This is a genomic window from Erwinia sp. GW821-FHT03D09 (assembly GCF_059420805.1).
This window is the reverse complement of record NZ_JBWKUK010000023.1, coordinates 1-17,278: the sequence shown is the minus strand read 5'-3', so window position 1 is coordinate 17,278 and position 17,278 is coordinate 1. Positions and strand designations below refer to the sequence as shown.

At 58.0% G+C, this 17,278-nt stretch carries 16 protein-coding genes, 1 tRNA gene and 1 pseudogene; 6 read left to right on the top strand and 12 right to left on the bottom strand.

Annotation, left to right across the window (positions count from 1 at the left end; all coding sequences use genetic code 11):
• Positions 1-624 carry a multifunctional acyl-CoA thioesterase I/protease I/lysophospholipase L1 gene (gene tesA / locus AC07U6_RS19625; protein WP_494761824.1) on the bottom strand — a complete coding sequence of 208 codons (624 nt, stop codon included), beginning with the start codon at positions 622-624 and terminating at the stop codon, positions 1-3.
• On the opposite strand from tesA, the gene ybbA reads away from it, so the two are divergent.
• Both ybbA and ybbP read left to right on the top strand, forming a co-directional pair.
• Positions 595-1,281 carry a putative ABC transporter ATP-binding protein YbbA gene (ybbA, locus tag AC07U6_RS19620; protein ID WP_494761825.1) on the top strand — a complete coding sequence of 229 codons (687 nt, stop codon included), beginning with the start codon at positions 595-597 and terminating at the stop codon, positions 1,279-1,281. The two genes, tesA and ybbA, sit on opposite strands and share 30 nt — an antisense overlap.
• The gene (gene ybbP / locus AC07U6_RS19615; protein WP_494761826.1) at positions 1,278-3,695 is read left to right on the top strand and encodes a putative ABC transporter permease subunit YbbP; all 2,418 of its coding nucleotides are present in this window, start codon (positions 1,278-1,280) and stop codon (positions 3,693-3,695) included. Before ybbA ends, ybbP begins: the two co-directional genes overlap by 4 nt.
• An 846-nt stretch (positions 3,696-4,541) precedes the next feature.
• Here the strand turns inward: ybbP and purK are convergent.
• From purK to ppiB, 4 genes are all read right to left on the bottom strand, one after another.
• Positions 4,542-5,609 (bottom strand): 5-(carboxyamino)imidazole ribonucleotide synthase, encoded by a 1,068-nt coding sequence (purK, locus tag AC07U6_RS19610; protein WP_494761827.1) that lies wholly within the window; start codon positions 5,607-5,609, stop codon positions 4,542-4,544.
• On the bottom strand, positions 5,606-6,115 hold the full coding sequence (gene purE, locus AC07U6_RS19605) for a 5-(carboxyamino)imidazole ribonucleotide mutase (RefSeq protein WP_494761828.1): 510 nt from the start codon (positions 6,113-6,115) through the stop codon (positions 5,606-5,608). The genes purK and purE overlap by 4 nt, the downstream gene beginning before the upstream one ends.
• Before the next feature lie 146 nt (positions 6,116-6,261).
• On the bottom strand, positions 6,262-6,978 hold the full coding sequence (lpxH, locus tag AC07U6_RS19600) for a UDP-2,3-diacylglucosamine diphosphatase (protein ID WP_494761829.1): 717 nt from the start codon (positions 6,976-6,978) through the stop codon (positions 6,262-6,264).
• Positions 6,979-6,980: 2 nt separating this feature from the next.
• Positions 6,981-7,475, bottom strand: a complete 495-nt coding sequence (gene ppiB / locus AC07U6_RS19595; protein WP_105590887.1) for a peptidylprolyl isomerase B — start codon at positions 7,473-7,475, stop codon at positions 6,981-6,983.
• A 236-nt stretch (positions 7,476-7,711) separates the two neighbouring features.
• Between ppiB and cysS the strand changes: the two genes are divergently transcribed.
• A complete protein-coding gene (cysS, locus tag AC07U6_RS19590) occupies positions 7,712-9,097 on the top strand; it encodes a cysteine--tRNA ligase (protein WP_494761830.1) in 1,386 nt (461 codons plus the stop codon).
• A gap of 54 nt (positions 9,098-9,151) precedes the next feature.
• Entirely contained in the window at positions 9,152-10,249 is a 1,098-nt protein-coding gene (locus AC07U6_RS19585) for an AAA family ATPase (protein ID WP_494761831.1), read from the top strand.
• Between the two features lie 15 nt (positions 10,250-10,264).
• Here AC07U6_RS19585 and AC07U6_RS19580 read toward each other — a convergent pair whose 3' ends face one another.
• A complete protein-coding gene (locus tag AC07U6_RS19580; RefSeq protein ID WP_494761832.1) occupies positions 10,265-11,665 on the bottom strand; it encodes an MFS transporter in 1,401 nt (466 codons plus the stop codon).
• 113 nt (positions 11,666-11,778) lie between these two features.
• On the opposite strand from AC07U6_RS19580, the gene AC07U6_RS19575 reads away from it, so the two are divergent.
• Positions 11,779-12,435: a helix-turn-helix transcriptional regulator gene (locus AC07U6_RS19575; protein ID WP_494761833.1), complete on the top strand. Its 657-nt coding sequence runs from the start codon at positions 11,779-11,781 to the stop codon at positions 12,433-12,435.
• Positions 12,436-12,473: 38 nt separating this feature from the next.
• Here AC07U6_RS19575 and adhP read toward each other — a convergent pair whose 3' ends face one another.
• The 3 genes from adhP to folD all read right to left on the bottom strand — a co-directional run bounded on the left by adhP (position 12,474) and on the right by folD (position 14,816).
• The gene (gene adhP, locus AC07U6_RS19570) at positions 12,474-13,490 is read right to left on the bottom strand and encodes an alcohol dehydrogenase AdhP (RefSeq protein WP_494761834.1); all 1,017 of its coding nucleotides are present in this window, start codon (positions 13,488-13,490) and stop codon (positions 12,474-12,476) included.
• A 247-nt stretch (positions 13,491-13,737) separates the two neighbouring features.
• Positions 13,738-13,950 (bottom strand): ribosome-associated protein YbcJ, encoded by a 213-nt coding sequence (ybcJ, locus tag AC07U6_RS19565; protein ID WP_494761835.1) that lies wholly within the window; start codon positions 13,948-13,950, stop codon positions 13,738-13,740.
• The gene (gene folD, locus AC07U6_RS19560; protein ID WP_494761836.1) at positions 13,950-14,816 is read right to left on the bottom strand and encodes a bifunctional methylenetetrahydrofolate dehydrogenase/methenyltetrahydrofolate cyclohydrolase FolD; all 867 of its coding nucleotides are present in this window, start codon (positions 14,814-14,816) and stop codon (positions 13,950-13,952) included. Before folD ends, ybcJ begins: the two co-directional genes overlap by 1 nt.
• Positions 14,817-14,997: 181 nt before the next feature.
• Between folD and AC07U6_RS19555 the strand changes: the two genes are divergently transcribed.
• Positions 14,998-15,074 (top strand) — tRNA-Arg (locus AC07U6_RS19555).
• Positions 15,075-15,089: 15 nt separating this feature from the next.
• Here AC07U6_RS19555 and AC07U6_RS19550 read toward each other — a convergent pair.
• The 3 genes and pseudogenes from AC07U6_RS19550 to AC07U6_RS19540 form a co-directional block, all read right to left on the bottom strand.
• Positions 15,090-16,253, bottom strand: a complete 1,164-nt coding sequence (locus AC07U6_RS19550; RefSeq protein WP_494761837.1) for a site-specific integrase — start codon at positions 16,251-16,253, stop codon at positions 15,090-15,092.
• A gap of 131 nt (positions 16,254-16,384) precedes the next feature.
• Positions 16,385-16,480 (bottom strand): annotated as a pseudogene (locus AC07U6_RS19545) (helix-turn-helix domain-containing protein); the annotation flags it as partial.
• Between the two features lie 128 nt (positions 16,481-16,608).
• On the bottom strand, positions 16,609-17,178 hold the full coding sequence (locus AC07U6_RS19540; protein WP_494761838.1) for a hypothetical protein: 570 nt from the start codon (positions 17,176-17,178) through the stop codon (positions 16,609-16,611).
• Positions 17,179-17,278: the final 100 nt, after the last annotated feature.

Below are 17,278 nucleotides of genomic sequence, written 5' to 3'. Positions count from 1 at the left end.
TTACTCATGGTTAACTAATGGAGCCAGCTGTTTCGCCATCAGGCCGGCGATAAACGACTGAGCGGCAGGGGCCGGATGAATACCGTCATCTTGCATCCACTCTGGTTTCAGATACACCTGCTCCATAAAAAACGGCACCAGCGGAATGTTATTGCGCTCCGCCAGCTGCGGATAGATAGCGGCAAAGGATTCAGTATAGCGGCGACCATAGTTAGCGGGCAGGCGAACCTGCATCAGCAGCGGCTGCGCGCCGGCGGCTTTAACCTGCTTAATCGCGCTGTCCAGTTCCTGCTCCAGCTGCTCAGGCGGAAAGCCGCGCAGGCCGTCGTTACCGCCCAGTTCAATCAGCACCCAGCGCGGCTGATGCTGTTTCAGCAGGGCGGGCAGGCGCGCTACGCCCTGCGCCGCCGTATCGCCGCTTATGCTACCGTTAACGATAGCGGGTGATTTTTGCCATTTATCATTGAGTAACGCAGGCCATGCGGCACTGGCGGACATGCGGTAACCGGCGCTGAGGCTGTCGCCCAGTACCAACAGCGTATCTGCCGCCGTCGCGCGCAGCGTCATCAAAGCCAACAGCAACAGGAAAGGGTAATGCCAGCGGAAAACATTCTTGAAGTTCATTGTCTTAGTAAGTCCGTCGGTCAGGGTGAGCATCAGCTTTCCATCCTCACCGGAGTTGAGCTGGTTGTCAAACCGGCTGAAACTATCGCCCTGATCGGCGAATCGGGTTCAGGGAAATCCACGTTGCTCGGCATTCTTGCCGGTCTGGACGACGGCAGCGAAGGGGAAGTGATGATGCTCGGCCAGCCGCTGCATAAAATGGATGAAGAGCAGCGGGCGGAGCTGCGGGCAAAAAATGTTGGCTTCGTTTTTCAGGCGTTTATGCTGGTGCCCACGCTGAACGCAGTGGAAAACGTACAGCTTCCGGCGCTGCTGCGCGGTGAGACTGACCGCCAGAGCCGGGAACAGGCGGCGCAGCTGCTCGCCCAGCTCGGGCTTGGTGAGCGGTTGAGTCATCTGCCGGCCCAGCTTTCCGGCGGGGAGCAGCAGCGCGTGGCGCTGGCCCGCGCGTTCAATGGCCGCCCTGCGTTGCTGTTTGCCGATGAGCCAACCGGCAACCTTGACCGCAAAACCGGCGACCGCATTGCCGATCTGCTGTTTTCCATGAACCGCGAATTGGGCACTACGCTGATTCTGGTCACGCACGATGAGCAGCTGGCGGCGCGCTGCGATCGCCGGCTGCGGCTGCGCGACGGCAAACTGTGGGAGGAATCATGATCTGGCGCTGGTTCTGGCGCGAGTGGAAATCCCCCTCGCTGCTGATTGTCTGGCTGGCGCTGACCCTGGCGGTGGCCTGCGTGCTGGCGCTTGGCTCGCTCAGCGACCGCATGGAAAAAGGCTTAACTCAGCAAAGCCGTGATTTTATGGCGGGTGACCGCACGCTGCGCAGCTCGCGCGAGGTGCCCGCTGAATGGCTGGAGCAGGCACGCAGCGACGGGCTTCAGGTTGCGCGCCAGCTGACTTTTATGACCATGACGTTCGCCGGCGATACGCCGCAGCTGGCCTCGGTGAAGGCGGTGGACGATGCCTACCCGATGTTCGGCCAGCTGGCCACCGAGCCGGCCGGGTTAAAACCGGCGGCGGGAACCGTACTGGCCGCGCCCCGGCTGCTGGCGCTGCTCGATCGTAAAAGCGGCGACAATCTTGACGTTGGCGATACCACGCTGCGTATTGCGGGCGAGGTGATTCAGGAACCGGATGCGGGATTCAATCCTTTCCAGACCGCTCCGCGCCTGTTAATGAATCTGGCCGACGTGGAAAAAACCGGTGCGGTGCAGCCGGGCAGCCGCCTGAGCTGGCACTATAAATTTGCCGGCAATCCGCAGCAGCTGGCGCGCTTTGATGGCTGGATAGCCTCGCGCCTGACGCCTGACCAGCGCTGGATCAGCGTGGAAAATTCGGATGATGCGCTGGGTAAATCCATGCAGCGTGCCCAGCAGTTCCTCCTGCTGTCGGCGCTGCTGACGCTGATGTTGGCGATTGCAGCCGTAGCGGTGGCGATGAGCCATTACTGCCGCAGCCGCTACGATCTGGTGGCGGTACTGAAAACCCTCGGGGCTAACCGTAAAGCGCTGCGTAAGCTGATCGTTGGGCAGTGGCTGGCGGTGCTGTTTTTAGCGGCGGTGTGCGGTGGGGCGATCGGCATGGGGTTCGAGGCGCTGCTGCTGCGTCTGCTGCGCCCGGTGCTGCCCGGTGAACTTCCGGCTGCCAGCGGCTGGCCGTGGCTGTGGGCGGTGGGATCGCTGTTTGTTATTTCGCTGCTGGTCGGCCTGCGGCCGTATCGCCTGTTGCTGGCGACCCAGCCACTGCGCGTGCTGCGGCGCGACGCGGTAGCCAATATCTGGCCCTTTAAAATCTATCTGCCGCTGATGGCGATGGTGGTGGTGGGGCTGCTGGCGCTGCTGGTTGGCGGCAGCACACTGCTGTGGGCGCTGGTCGCGGGAATTGTGCTGCTGTCGCTGCTATTGGGCGCGATGGGCTGGGGCGGACTGCTGTTGCTCAAGCGCCTGACCCTGCGTAATCTGGCGTTTCGCCTTGCGGTAAATCGCCTGCTGCGGCAGCCGTGGACTACGCTGAGCCAGCTGGCGGCATTTTCGCTGTCGTTTATGCTGCTGGCGCTGTTGCTGGTGATGCGTGGCGATCTGCTGGATCGCTGGCAGCAACAATTACCACCGGGTAGTCCGAACTATTTCCTGCTGAATCTGACCGAGCAGCAGGTACCACAGGTGAAAACCTTCCTTGAACAGCATCAGGTGAAGCCAGAAACCTTCTATCCGGTGGCTCGCGTGCGGCTGACCGGCATCAATCAGCAGCCGGTCGATCCGAAGCTGGACGAATCGCTGAACCGCGAGCTGAACCTGACGTGGCAGCGCGATCTTCCCGATCACAATCCGCTCACCGCCGGTACCTGGCCTCCAAAAGCCGGGGAAACATCGATGGAGGAGGAACTGGCGGGAAGGCTCGGCGTAAAGCTGGGCGACACGCTGACTTTTACCGGCGATACCCAGGACTTTACGGCAAAAATTACCAGCCTGCGTAAAGTGGACTGGGAAAGCCTGAAGCCAAACTTCTTCTTTATCTTCCCGCCGGGCGCGCTGGACGCGCAGCCGCAGACCTGGCTGACCAGCTTCCGTCTGGACAATAACAACGCGCTGCTGGTGCAGCTAAACCGCGAGTTTCCTACGCTGAGCCTGTTGGATATCGGCAGTATTTTGCGGCAGATAGGGCAGGTGCTCGCGCAGGTGAGCCAGGCGCTGGAAATTATGGTGGTGCTGGTGACCGCCTGTGGCGTGCTGCTGCTAATGGCGCAGATCCAGGTGGGGATGCGCCAGCGCCGGCAGGAACTGGTGGTTTACCGCACGCTGGGCGCGGGTAAAAAGCTGCTGCGCGGTACGCTGTGGTGCGAATTCGCGCTGCTGGGCGTGGTGTCCGGCGCGGCGGCAGTAATTGGTGCGGAGGCGGCGTTATGGGGACTACAGCGAAAAGTCTTCGACTTCCCGTGGCAGCCGGATTTCGTGCTGTGGCTGGTGCTGCCGCTGACCGGCGCGCTGCTGCTTTCACTCTGCGGCGGCTGGCTGGGCGTGCGGTTGCTGAAGGGCAGGGCGCTGTTCCGGGGATATGAGGCTGGTTGAGATTATGCCAGTAACCGGCAGGTGTGGGGTTCATACCTGCCGGTAGGCTGTAACTGCCACGCGTGGTGTTCGGACCTGCTTGTGGGGTTGTTTCTGCCGGGCATGGTGTTCGCGCCGACCAGTGAGGTTATCACTGCCGGGCTGGTATTTACGCCGACCGGTGGGTGCCCTGGCCTGGCGGGTCCTCGCGCCGCGTTGCGGTCCCTTCACTTCTTTCGTCAGCCTGTCGGACCAGCGTAGACGCGCGTCCTGCGCGGCTACGCTTTTCGGCCGCGTCCATGCGGCCGAATCCTGTCTTCCTCACTTCGTTCAGCGCTGTGGATGCTGCGGCCAGGGCACCCACCGGTCGGCTCCCGGAACGCGGTGTCGTCTGAATGAAAAGACAGAGGGGTCTTGCTCATTGTGGGCGGGTCTTGGATGTTCAGGCTGTAATGGTTAACGTCAGTAGTAGCGACCAGCAACGCTATTAGTCCCGGGCTAGATCGATAAACCGGGCATATAACATTTAACGGTATAGCCTCGGCACTTACAGACAGACTCAAATCATGCAGAACCCCAGTTAAATTCAGCAAACCACGCTCAGTTTTAATCACAGCGAAATCCTGGCTGGTGGGCAATCGGGGTCGGGCGGGTTCGCGGACCGTTGAGCGCAGGGACGCGCGAATCGAGGCCACACGGACGTGTTCACGCCGAGTCCGCGAACCCGCCCGACACCGATACGCCTGACGACGATCTTCCCGCGACACAAACCCGACACCGATTAGCCGGATTCAGGGGGAACAGCCATAAAAAAACGGACCTGAAAAGATCCGTTTTTCTTAACCAGCAAACCTCAGCAAAAAGCAATCAGCCCAGCTTTTCAACCGCCCAGGCAATCCCGCTGGCGTACTCTTTCGGCAGCATCGGCACCAGCGCATTCAGCGCGTCGCATAATGCTGCGGTGCTAACGTCAGACAGATTCAGGTGGCCGACCTTACGGCCCGGACGCACTTCCTTATCGTACCAGTGCAGATGCACCAGCGGCTGGTGCAGCCAGTCCAGATTCACGTCGGTACCGATCAGATTCACCATGACCGCCGGACTGCTGACGACCGGCTTCGGCAGCGGCAGATCGAGGATCGCTCGCAGATGCAGTTCAAACTGGCTGATTGAAGCGCCGTTCTGCGTCCAGTGGCCGCTGTTGTGGACGCGCGGGGCCAGCTCGTTAATCAGCAGGCCTTCCGGTACCACGAAGCACTCCATCGCCATCACGCCGACGTAGTTCAGCTCGTTCATAATCGCTGACAGCATCTGCTCGGCCTGCTGCTGGTGGGCAGCGTTGACCACGGGTAGCATCACGCTGGTGCGCAGAATGCCGTCCTGATGCAGGTTATGAGTCAGCGGATAGAATACCGTGCGCCCATCGTGACCGCGCGCGCCCACCAGCGACACTTCGCCGGAGAAGTTAATGCCGCGCTCAACGATGCATTCTCCGTAGCACTCTTCCGGCAGTGAGCCGGTTTCGTTCGCGCGCAGGCGCCACTGTCCGCGTCCGTCGTAGCCACCGGTGCGGCGCTTAACGATCGCCAGTTCACCGAGGGTGGTAAACACCTGCGGCCACTGGTCGGCGGAGGAAAGTAGCTGCCACGGCGTGGTCGCCAGGCCCAGCCGATCAAGCAGCTGTTTTTGCGTCAGACGGTCGGCCAGCTGCGGGAAAATATCGCGATTAACAAAGGCGTTATGACCTGCCAGTTCGCGAGTCAGCGCGGTTTCCGGCCAGCGTTCAATTTCAGCGGTAATCACGCTGGCGGCAATCGGCAGCGCTTCCGGTTCCGCATCCAGACCGACCGGATAAACGGCGATCCCCAGCGGTTCCCCCGCCTGGCGCAGCATGCGGCCAAGCTGTCCGTTGCCTAATACGCAAACCGGTTTCATGCCTCACCCCGTGGGTCCGGGTTGTTCAGCACTTCATCGGTCTGGGACTGGCGCCATGCCGCCAGGCGTGATGCCAGTTCGGCATCGTGCAGGGCAACAATCTGTGCCGCCAGCAGCGCCGAGTTCGCTGCGCCGGCTTTACCAATCGCCAGCGTGCCAACCGGAATACCGCGCGGCATCTGCACGATAGAGTAAAGGCTGTCTACGCCGCTCAATGCCGCGCTTTGTACCGGCACGCCCAGCACCGGAACCAGCGTTTTGGCCGCCAGCATGCCCGGCAGGTGAGCCGCGCCGCCTGCGCCAGCAATGATCACCTGATAACCGTTATCCGCAGCCTGTTCGGCAAAGCTGAACAGCTTGTCCGGGGTACGGTGGGCAGAAACCACTTCACAGTGGAAGGGAACGTCCAGGCTGGTGAGGATTTCCGCTGCAAACTGCATGGTTGCCCAGTCACTTTTGGAACCCATAACAATAGCAATGCGGGCCGGTGCGGCGTTAGATGACATGCGGGGCTGACTCCTGTGATTTTAAAACGTCACCGTAGTAACCCTGGGGCTACCCGATGGGAAGGGCTGAGAGAATAGCATGAGTCAGCGGCAAGGAAAACGGTTGCGTAGCGGATTATCACGCCATCTCAGGGCAAAATTTTGATTCAGAACGGGAAGGAAATCAGCGCCGTCTCTTCTGCACTGACTCGGATCATCGATCCCTGCTCGTGCCAGGCACCCAGAACGATTCTTTCGGCCGGATTGCCGTCAACCATCAGCTGATGGACCGCCGGGCGATGGGTGTGGCCGTGGATCAGGATTGGCGCATGATGTCGATGCATTGCCGCAACAACGGCCTGTGGGTTCACATCCATAATGGCCATATCTTTACTGCTGTTCGCGTGCTTACTTCCGGCACGCATTTTCACCGCAATACGCTGGCGGATAAATAGCGGCAGGGCCAGGAACAGTTTTTGCAGCCACGGCTGATGCACTTTGGCACGGAAACGCAGATAGCCCACGTCATCGGTACAAAGCGTGTCGCCGTGCATAATCAGCACGCGCTTACCGTACAGCTCCAGCAGCTGTTCTTCCGGCAGCAGGGTCATGCCTGCGGTGCGGGCGAAGCGTTTGCCGACCAGGAAATCGCGGTTGCCGTGAATAAAGAAGCAGGGGATGTTGAGCTGGCTCAGGGCCTGAGCGACTTCGACGTGTAGCGGATTCGGATCGTCGTCGCCGATCCAGGCCTCAAACAGGTCGCCAAGAATATAGAGGGCGTCAGCATGCTGCGCTTCCCGGCGTAAAAAATGAAGAAAACCGGCAGTAATTGCCGGTTCCTCAACACACAGATGAATATCTGCGATAAACAGCGTGTGCGACATTATTACTCGCTGACGGTAACTTTCTGGATAATCACGTCGTCTTTTGGCACGTCCTGGTGCATACCGCTGCGGCCGGTAGAAACGGCTTTGATTTTCTCAACCACGTCCATACCTTCAACCACTTCAGCGAACACGCAGTAACCCCAGCCCTGCAGGCTTTCGTCACGGAAGTTCAGGAAGTCGTTGTCGGCAACGTTGATAAAGAACTGTGCGGTAGCAGAGTGAGGAGCCTGAGTACGCGCCATTGCCAGGGTGCCTTTGGTGTTCTTCAGACCGTTGTTCGCTTCGTTGCGGATCTCGTCTTTAGTGTTTTTCTGCTTCATGCCAGGTTCGAAACCGCCGCCCTGAATCATGAAACCGTTAATTACACGGTGAAAAATGGTGTTGTCGTAGAAGCCTTCACGGCAGTACTCCAGGAAGTTTTTTACGGTTGCCGGCGCTTTGTCATCAAAGGTTTTGATTACGATATCGCCGTGGTTAGTCTGGAAAGTGACCATATTTTCATCCTGTCAGGGTTAGAGTATTAAGAATGCGCGTCGGTGGAATGGACAAATGTCCGCTCCGTGCGGCAGACGGGTCTTATATCACAAAATGTGATGGCGAGTCAGCCCTGCTGCATAACATCATCCGCGCTATAGCGATACCTGGCGTAGCGCTGGCATGAAAAATGCGTCAGAATACGAGATTATCTTTTTTATCATTAACCCCGCACACGCCTAAATGGAATGTCTCAATGCTAAAAATTTTCAACACCCTGAGTCGTCAAAAAGAGGAATTTAAACCTATCCATGCCGGTCAAGTTGGCATGTACGTGTGCGGCATTACCGTTTATGACCTCTGTCACATTGGACACGGCAGGACCTTTGTGGCGTTCGATGTGGTGGCACGCTACCTGCGCTACCTCGGCTATTCACTGAAGTACGTGCGTAACATCACCGACATTGATGACAAAATTATCAAGCGCGCCAACGAGAACGGCGAAACGATAGGTGAACTGACCGACCGCATGATTGCCGAAATGCACACCGATTTCGCCGCGCTAAACATCCTGCCGCCGGACCAGGAACCGCGTGCGACCCGTCATATTGATGAAATCATTGAGCTGGTCAGTACGCTGATTTCTCGTGAGCACGCCTATGTTGCCAGCAACGGCGACGTGATGTTCTCCGTAGACAGCGACCCGACCTACGGTTCGCTGTCGCGCCAGGATCTGGAGCAGCTGCAGGCCGGTGCGCGCGTGGAAGTAGCCGATGTAAAACGCAACCCGATGGACTTCGTGCTGTGGAAAATGTCCAAGTCCGATGAGCCGGGCTGGGCATCACCGTGGGGCAACGGCCGCCCGGGCTGGCACATTGAGTGCTCGGCGATGAACTGCAAACAGCTTGGCCATCACTTTGATATTCACGGCGGCGGTTCCGATCTGATGTTCCCGCACCATGAAAACGAAATCGCCCAGTCCACCTGCGCCCACGATGGCCCGTATGTGAACTACTGGATGCACTCCGGCATGGTGATGGTTGACCGCGAGAAGATGTCAAAATCGCTGAATAACTTCTTTACCGTGCGCGACGTGCTGGCACATTACGACGCGGAAACCGTGCGTTACTTCCTGATGTCCGGCCACTATCGCAGCCAGCTAAACTACGGTGAAGATAACCTGAATCAGGCACGCGCCGCACTGGAGCGGCTCTACACTGCGCTGCGTAATACCGATGCTTCGGCAGCACCTGCCGGTGGTGAAGCGTTTGAAGCCCGCTTCCGCGAGGCGATGGATGACGACTTCAATACCCCGGAAGCTTACTCGGCGCTGTTTGACCTGGCGCGTGAAGTTAACCGCCTGAAGTCAGAAGATAAAACCGCCGCCGATGCTCTGGCTGCCCGTCTGCGCCAGCTTGCCGGCGTGCTTGGCCTGCTGGAGCAGGACCCGGAACTGTTCCTGCAAAGCGGTGCGCAGAGCAGCGATGATAAAGTGGCGGAGATCGAAGCGCTAATCAAAATGCGCAACGACGCGCGCAAAGAGAAGAACTGGGCGCAGGCCGATGTGGCCCGCGACAAGTTGAACGAACTGGGCATTATCCTCGAGGATGGCCCTGCCGGTACCAGCTGGCGCCGTAAGTAACCCCTCACCCCGGGCCGGCAATCGCTGGCCCGTTTCATTTAGGGATGTGTGAATATGCTCCGTCAGTTTGCCCTCACTAACTATCGTTCCATCCGCCATTTAGAGTTTGAACTCGGCCAACTGAATGTCATCAGCGGCCCCAACGGCTGCGGCAAATCCAATCTGTATAAAGCGGTGCGTTTGCTACACGAAGCGGCGTGCGAACGCCTGTCGCAGGGGCTGGCGCAGGATGGCGGCATCCAGAAGGCGATGTGGGCTGGCGGGAAGCGGCCCGGCGAACGTAACAGCGAGCTGAAGCGGATGGTGCTGGCGGTTGAAATGAGCGACTTCGACTATCAGCTGGAAATCGGCTTTCCTGAGCCGCTGATCAGCCTGTTTAACCTCGACCCGCTGGTTAAAAAAGAGCAGCTGTGGCTGAGCGGCCAGCGACGCCGCCGATCGGCGCAGCTGCTGGAACGCAATAACCAGACTGCTTTTCTGCAGAATATTGAGGGGGAAAGAGTGGCTTATCCGGCCGCGCTGCATGCGGAGGAGTCGGTGTTTGCTCAGCTGGCGGAGCCGCATCTTTACCCGGAAGTATCACAGGTGCGTGAGAGCCTGCGCGGCTGGCGTTTCTACCACGAATTTGCCGTGTGGCCGGGTAGTGCGCTGCGTGCGCCGCAGGTGGGCATTCGCTCGCCGGTGCTGGCCCACGACGGCAGCAACCTGGCCGCTGCCTTTGAAACCATTCGTGAACGCGGGCACAGCGAGCTGCTGTTCTCGATCCTGGAGCGGGCGTTTCCCGACAGCCGTTTTGAAGTGGACGCGCAGGGCGGGCGTTTTCAGATGCTGATGCATCGCCGTGGCATTCTGCGGCCGCTGGAGTCCGCTGAGCTGTCCGACGGCACACTGCGCTTTCTCTGTCTGGTGGTGGCGCTGCTCAGCCCGCGTCCGCCCGCATTTATGGCGCTTAACGAACCGGAAAACAGCCTGCATCCCGATCTGCTGCCCGCGCTGGCCGAACTGATTGCCGAAGCCAGCCGCTACAGCCAGCTGTGGGTCACCAGCCATTCGCCGCTGCTGGCGCAGCGGATTGCCGAACACGCCGAGGTGCGGCACTACCAGCTGGGGCAGGTGGATGGCGCAACGGTGATTAGCGATGCCGCTATCTGAGCGGCATCGTTCCCGTTATTTTGCTTTTGCCGCCCGACTGGCGCTGTAAATCGCCAGCAGCGGTGCCAGCGCCAGTACGCCAAACAGCACCTGCGAGGCGCTGATTGCCCCCTCGGTGCCGCCCGGCACGTTCAGCCCGCCCATATTCGCCAGCATGCCGGAGAGCGCTGCGCCCAGCGCGGTAGCGAATAACTGTACGGTAGAAATCGAGGTGGCGGCGGCATCCTGATCTTCTGCAGGCGTTACCTCCAGCACCCGGGTCAGCAGGTGCGGCCAGCCGATACCAACCCCGAAGCCCACCAGCAGCAGCGCCAGCGAAATCGCCACCAGCAGCATTATGCCCTCGGCACTCTGTACCGGAATCGCCAGCGCCAGCATTACCATCCCGGCCAGCACCAGCACCGGGCCGATAACAATCGCCAGCGTAATACGCTTGCCCTGCCAGCCGGAGCTCCACACCTCGGCCAGCGTCCAGCCCGCTGCCATCAGCGCCGCAAGGTAGCCCGACATCAGTGGAGACTGGCCGTGCAGGTGCTGCAGGAAGTAGGGCACGAAGGTTTCACTGGTCATGCCGACCACCAGCAGGCCAATGGTCAGGTACAGCATCAGCAGCGGCGAGTGAAGGCGCAGCGCATTACGCGGCAGCAGGCCAGCGTCGCCTTTCAGCTCACGGCGTACCAGTATCGCCACCAGAATCACCGCCACGCCAACCCCCAGCAGATTATAGCTCAGTTCCGCTTCGGTACTGCCGAGGCTGATGGCCAGCACTGCCGCCGTCAATAGCAGCAGCTGTATGCCCGGCAGCGGCGCGGCAGGCCCGCGATCCTGAGCGTCGGCGGGCAGCGCACGCCAGATAAGCCAGGCGTACAGCAGCGATACCGGCACCAGGAAGCCAAACGCCATTCGCCAGGCGTTGATATCGGCAAAGATACCGCCAATTGCCGGACCAACCAGCGTGGCAACGCCCCACATGCCCGACACCAGGGCAAAGGCGCGCGGCCAAAGCGATTTCTCAAATACTTCGTAGATCATCGCGTAGCCCAGCGCGAACAGGAAACCGCCGCCCAGCCCCTGCACGGTTCGGCCCAGCAGCATCAGCAGCATCGAGGGAGCCAGGGCGCACAGCAGGCTGCCGGTCAGGAACAGTGTGATGGCAATCATGTAGGCACCGCACGCACCGGTGCGGTTTAGCGTACGGCTGGTCAGTGCTGAACCGAGTATTGAGGCAACCACAAACAGCGTGGTGTTCCACGCATACAGATTCAGCCCGCCGATCTCCTGCACCACCGAGGGCAGCACGGTGGTGGCGATAAAGATATTGATGGCGTGCAGCGCAACGCCGCCGGAAAGTGCAGCCGAGCGTGCGGCATTCTGACCGGAGAGCAGATCTCCCCAGTTCCCTTCATGCGATGACATAGTGACTCCGTGAGGCATAATGGTTATTCGCTCAGACGTTGTCGGCCGCACAGCTCTGAGGTAAATTAATAAAACAAGAAAACACTTGGAATATTAGTGGGGGGATAAAAATCTTGTCAACGGAACCTTCACATGAAGAGCACTTATCGACATCACTGCGGCTACTTCATCTGCTGAAAACCCGTGGTCCACAGCAGGCTGCGGAGGCGGGAAAGGTGTTGGGAATGACCGCAGAAGCCGCGCGCCAGCAGTTCAACAAGCTGGCGGCGGAGGGGCTGGTTGCCGCCTTCTCTAAATCGCGTGGCGTGGGCCGGCCCTCACAGTTCTGGCAGCTGACGCGGGAAGGGCAGAAGCAGTTTCCGGATACTCACCCCGAACTGACCGTCCAGCTGCTGGAGATCGTCAGAGAAACGTTTGGCGAGCAGGGAATCGATCTGCTGATTGAAAAGCGCGAGAAGAAAACCCGCGAGTTTTATCGGCACGAACTGGCTGCGCTTGGCGGTTTAACCGAGCGCGTTGCGCGGCTGGCGGAGATCCGTTCCGCCGAGGGCTACATGGCGGAGTATAAGGTGCTGGATGATGGCAGCCTGCTGCTGATTGAAAATCATTGCCCCATCTGCGCGGCGGCAACGGTCTGTCAGGGGTTTTGCCGGGCGGAACAGACTATATTCAGCGAGGTGCTGGAAGCCGACGTGGTACGCGTTGAGCATATTCTCAGCCAGGCGCGTCGCTGCGCCTATTGGGTACAGTCCTGGAATAAATCGCGTTGAGAAAACTGGCCTGCATAGTGCAGGCCAGAGGAGGGGAATTATTTCGCCCCGGTAAAATCAATCACCATACGGCCAACGATAGTGCCGCTTTCCATTTCATGGAAGATGGTGTTGATATCTTCCAGCGGTCGGCGAGTGACTTTCGGTAAAACTTTGCCTTCGGCAGCAAACTGGAAGGCTTCGGCGAGGTCTTCACGCGTGCCAACCAGCGATCCCACCACCTGAATACCGTCCAGCACCAGGCGCGGGATATTCAGGCTCATGGACTCCGGCGGCAGGCCAACGGCCACGATGCGGCCACCGGCGCGCATGGCGTCTACCGCAGAATTGAATGCCGCTTTGGCAACGGCAGTGACCACTGCCGCGTGAGCACCGCCAACACGTTCCTGAATCAGTTTTGCTGCGTCTTCGTTGCGCGAGTTGATCACCATATCTGCGCCCATCTCTTTCGCGAATTGCAGCTGCGAGTCGTTGACGTCAACCGCAATCACCTTCGCGTTAAAGACATTTTTAGCGTACTGCAGCGCCAGGTTGCCCAGGCCGCCAAGGCCGTAGATCACCAGCCATTTACCCGGTGCAATACCGGAGACTTTCACTGCTTTATAGGTGGTGACCCCGGCGCAGGTCACGCTGCTTGCCGCCGCGGAGTCCAGGCCATCCGGCACTTTAACCGCGTAGTCCGCCACCACGATGCACTCTTCCGCCATGCCGCCGTCGGCGGTGTAGCCGGCGTTGACCACGTCACGGCACAGGGTTTCATTACCGCTGTTGCAGTACTCACAGTGGCCGCAGCCCTTGAAGAACCAGGCCACGCTGGCGCGATCGCCCGGCTTCAGGGAGGTGACGCCCGGGCCGATTTCCTTGACGACGCCTACGCCTTCGTGGCCAAGAATCACCCCGGTTTTATCACCGAAATCACCATTTTTAACATGCAGATCGGTATGGCACACGCCACAGCAATCCATTTTTAACAGAGCTTCGCCGTGCTTGAGTGGGCGGAGGGTTTTTTCAACAACGTTCACTTTGTGATCGTGAGTGACTACAGCAGCTTTCATGCTTTACCTCTTCCGTTTAACAGGGGATAAGGCAGGGTAACGCCTGCTGTCGGTAATTTATTGATATGAATCAACTATCAACGGAGTAATCATTTGTGGGTAGGGGCATGGAGGAATCTTGAACGGGTTGCGGTAAAAAAAAGCAGTGGCTGTTTACATCGGCATAAAAAAGCCGCTACCCCAAAGGGCAGCGGCTTAACGTTTTAAACAGGCGACCTTCTCGCCGGTTTGATCCGTTTATTGAACGTCAGGCGGTAACGGTAACCTGATTGCCATCGAATTCGACGGTCTGGCCGGCCACGATTTTGCAGCGCTTGCGGGTTTCCACCACGCCGTTGACGGTAACGTAACCGTCGGCAATCAGGGACTTAGCCATTGCGCCGCTTTCAACCCAGCCTTCCAGCTTCAACAGGTCGCAGAGATCCACATGTGGATGATCGCCAAGGGAAAAAGTTGCCATTATTCTGCTGCTCCATCATCGCTGCCTTCACAGGCCTGCAGGGTATTCTGAATCAGGGTCGCCACGGTCATCGGACCCACACCGCCCGGAACCGGGGTGATATAGGAAGCGCGCTCGGACGCCGCTTCAAACTCCACGTCGCCGACCACTTTGCCACTTTCCAGGCGGTTGATGCCGACATCGATCACAATCGCGCCTGGCTTAATCCACTCGCCGGGAATAAAGCCGGGTTTGCCCACCGCAACCACCAGCAGGTCGGCGTGCTCCACGTGGTGACGCAGATTTTTGGTGAAGCGGTGGGTCACTGTGGTGGTGCAGCCGGCCAGCAGCAGCTCCATGCTCATCGGGCGGCCCACGATATTTGAGGCACCGACCACCACGGCGTTCAGGCCGAAGGTGTCGATATTGTAACGCTCCAGCAGCGTGACGATGCCGCGCGGTGTGCACGGACGCAGCTTCGGCGCGCGCTGGCAAAGGCGACCGACGTTGTAAGGGTGGAAACCGTCCACATCTTTTGCCGGAGAGATATGCTCCAGCACCTTCACGTTGTCAATGCCGGCCGGCAGCGGCAGCTGCACCAGAATACCGTCAATCGCCGGATCGTTATTCAGCTCGGTAATCAGATCCAGCAGCTCGGCTTCGCTGGTGGTGGCGGGCAGATCGTAAGAGCGAGACAGGAAACCCACCTCTTCACAGGCACGACGTTTGCTGCCGACATAGATTTGCGACGCCGGGTTCTCACCCACCAGAACTACGGCCAGGCCAGGCGCACGTTTACCGGCTGCCAGACGCTGCTGTACTTTTTCCGCAACCTCTTGCCGCACCTGCTGCGCAATCGTTTTACCGTCAATAATTTTTGCTACCATCAGAGAGGTGATCCATCTGTGTTGAGTTAAATCGGGGATTGGCTCTATTTTGTCAGAAGCGGGCGCTGCTGTCAGGCGGAGATTGGCAGGATATCGTTCATAACTTCGTCATCGGGTGGCGAAAGGCGGTAAAATCGTTGACTAAGCGGGTGTGGACCGTATAATCCGACCCACTCACCGTGCGCCCTTAGCTCAGCTGGATAGAGCACCGGCCTTCTAAGCCGTAGGTCACAGGTTCGAATCCTGTAGGGCGTGCCATTAAATATCAATGACTTACTTCAATTCTCCCGCTTTAATTTTTTCCGACTGGGACAAATTTGGGACATCAACCCTGAAAATCGCATCAATATGACGAGCATGCTCGGTCAAGTGGTTCGGTGCCAGGTGTGCATATCGCTGTACCATTTCTATGCTTTCCCATCCACCCATTTCCTGCAATGCCGACAAAGGAACTCCGGCCTGAACAAGCCAGCTTGCCCATGTATGCCGCAGGTCATGAAAACGAAAGTTCTCGATGCCGGCTCTTTTTAACGCTGCTCGCCATGCAGTGTTAGAATCGACCCGCATCTTCCTGACCGCTGCGGTTGAGGTTCCATCGTTTCGCTTTGAAGCGGTGGTGTGAACAAAAACATTAATTTGGTGGTTGCCGATTTGTCTGCGCAGGACAGCGCAAGCTGTATCGTTCAGAGCTACGCCAATAGCCCTGCCTGATTTGCTGTCCTCCGGATAAATCCAGGCAACCTTCCTCTGCATGTCGATTTGCTGCCAGGTTAAATCGACAATGTTCGACCGGCGAAGGCCGGTAGCGAGGGCAAACTCTACAGATGACCGAAGCGGTTCCGGGCATTCCTCAACCAGTCGCTGAGCTTCGTGGGGTTCAAGCCAACGAACCCGTCGATTCCTTTCCTGCGGCACTTTTATGACCGGAGATTTTTCGATCCACTTCCAGTCACGCTCTGCTGCCCTCATCATTGCCTTCATTAATGCCAGGTGCTTAGCCTTTGTGGATGTCGAAACTGGTTCGGCTTTATAGGGCCCAATGTCGATCCCTTTCCTTAGCATTCCTGCTGCACGCTGTTTCCAGCGCTCTTCTGCCTTCCTGTTGCTCATCCTGCTTACCGCTGAGTAAATCTTTGCCTCAGTAATATCTTTCAGCAACACTCCTTCAAAATGAATGAGCCAGAATCCCATCCGGCCTTTGTCTGCATCGAGAGATTTCTTATGTGCTTTCTCTTCAAGCCAGCGCATGCAGACCTCAGCAAAAGACACACTCGGAAAATCTCCCAGCTTCTCTATTCTCCACAATTCAGCCTTTCGCTGGTCGTGGAGCTCCTGAGCCTGCTTTCTGCCCTTTGTCCCAGGAGACTCTTTAATTCGCTTGCCGCCCGGCGTCGTGTAACTGGCGTACCAGGTTTCACCTCTGCGGAATAATGACATGTGCTCTCCTTATCATGTGCTTCATCCGCGCTCACGGCGACAGTGTGCAACGGATTATTCAGTGCGGCAATACATGCCTGACGGGTAACGAGGTAGGGGGATTTTGTCTTGCGTGGGTCTTTGCGTGTTGCTGTCAGCCTGCCCGACCGTATCCATTCACTGGCGGTAGGCCGGGAGATTCCGAGGAACGCGCAGGCCTCAGCCAGCGTGAGTGAGTACGCTTCCATATTGACCTCATAGTTTAAACAGCGCTGTCACTATCAGAGCAACGGCGATTACGATAAGAATGTTGGTGAGGGTGTTTGATTTGTTGAGATATTCGGTTAGTGCTGCACGTGCTGTGCTGGTTATTGCGTTACTGGCTTCCGGGGTCATCGGTCAGCCTTATGCCGGGGATTTTTCCGATAGCAACAGCATCAAAAATACGCTCAGCCAATGATTTATATGATTCAGCGCCCTTGGGATTGCCATAGAAATAAATAATGGTCTCTACCAAATCATCGACTACCAATTCACGCTTGCGCTCTGCTTCGGTGCGGATGGGGCGGAACTTAAATGCCGTAATTGTCGAAGCGTATTCATTTCCTGAATCAAGCATCTGATAAACAATTAGCGCGCTTGAGGCATAATTAATTTTGCATTTCGCCCATCCACCAGGGACTTCTCGCTCACATTCACAACCAACCGGAGGTAATCCCTCGCCATCCCACACTGGCACCTTCGATGCTGCGAGTGCGGCTTCGTATTCGACAACATAAAAAGGCCCATTTCTCCAATCGCCTGAAAGCTCTGATGTAAATCTAACCTCACAAACGTGAGCTTCGCTTTCGGTGGGGATAACCCAAACCCCATGATCATTGAGCCTAATTTTACCTGGCGAGTAAAAACAGATTTCGCCATTGAAATCCTGCGCCACCTGGCTCATGCCTTCCGGCCATCGGATTTATTGGGGTGGAGCAGTTCAGAAAACTGCTTCTCACAATCCTGAATACCCGCTTCGGAAATTCTCCAGGGGCATAACAATG

Excerpts from the sequence above, each read along its gene's own strand:
- ybbA (WP_494761825.1), top strand. The coding sequence starts at position 595 with ATGCCAGCGGAAAACATTCTTGAAGTTCATTGTCTTAGTAAGTCCGTC.
- tesA (WP_494761824.1), bottom strand. The coding sequence starts at position 624 with ATGAACTTCAAGAATGTTTTCCGCTGGCATTACCCTTTCCTGTTGCTG.
- ybbP (WP_494761826.1), top strand. The coding sequence starts at position 1,278 with ATGATCTGGCGCTGGTTCTGGCGCGAGTGGAAATCCCCCTCGCTGCTG.
- purK (WP_494761827.1), bottom strand. The coding sequence starts at position 5,609 with ATGAAACCGGTTTGCGTATTAGGCAACGGACAGCTTGGCCGCATGCTG.
- purE (WP_494761828.1), bottom strand. The coding sequence starts at position 6,115 with ATGTCATCTAACGCCGCACCGGCCCGCATTGCTATTGTTATGGGTTCC.
- lpxH (WP_494761829.1), bottom strand. The coding sequence starts at position 6,978 with ATGTCGCACACGCTGTTTATCGCAGATATTCATCTGTGTGTTGAGGAA.
- ppiB (WP_105590887.1), bottom strand. The coding sequence starts at position 7,475 with ATGGTCACTTTCCAGACTAACCACGGCGATATCGTAATCAAAACCTTT.
- cysS (WP_494761830.1), top strand. The coding sequence starts at position 7,712 with ATGCTAAAAATTTTCAACACCCTGAGTCGTCAAAAAGAGGAATTTAAA.
- AC07U6_RS19585 (WP_494761831.1), top strand. The coding sequence starts at position 9,152 with ATGCTCCGTCAGTTTGCCCTCACTAACTATCGTTCCATCCGCCATTTA.
- AC07U6_RS19580 (WP_494761832.1), bottom strand. The coding sequence starts at position 11,665 with ATGTCATCGCATGAAGGGAACTGGGGAGATCTGCTCTCCGGTCAGAAT.
- adhP (WP_494761834.1), bottom strand. The coding sequence starts at position 13,490 with ATGAAAGCTGCTGTAGTCACTCACGATCACAAAGTGAACGTTGTTGAA.
- ybcJ (WP_494761835.1), bottom strand. The coding sequence starts at position 13,950 with ATGGCAACTTTTTCCCTTGGCGATCATCCACATGTGGATCTCTGCGAC.
- folD (WP_494761836.1), bottom strand. The coding sequence starts at position 14,816 with ATGGTAGCAAAAATTATTGACGGTAAAACGATTGCGCAGCAGGTGCGG.
- AC07U6_RS19550 (WP_494761837.1), bottom strand. The coding sequence starts at position 16,253 with ATGTCATTATTCCGCAGAGGTGAAACCTGGTACGCCAGTTACACGACG.
- AC07U6_RS19540 (WP_494761838.1), bottom strand. The coding sequence starts at position 17,178 with ATGAGCCAGGTGGCGCAGGATTTCAATGGCGAAATCTGTTTTTACTCG.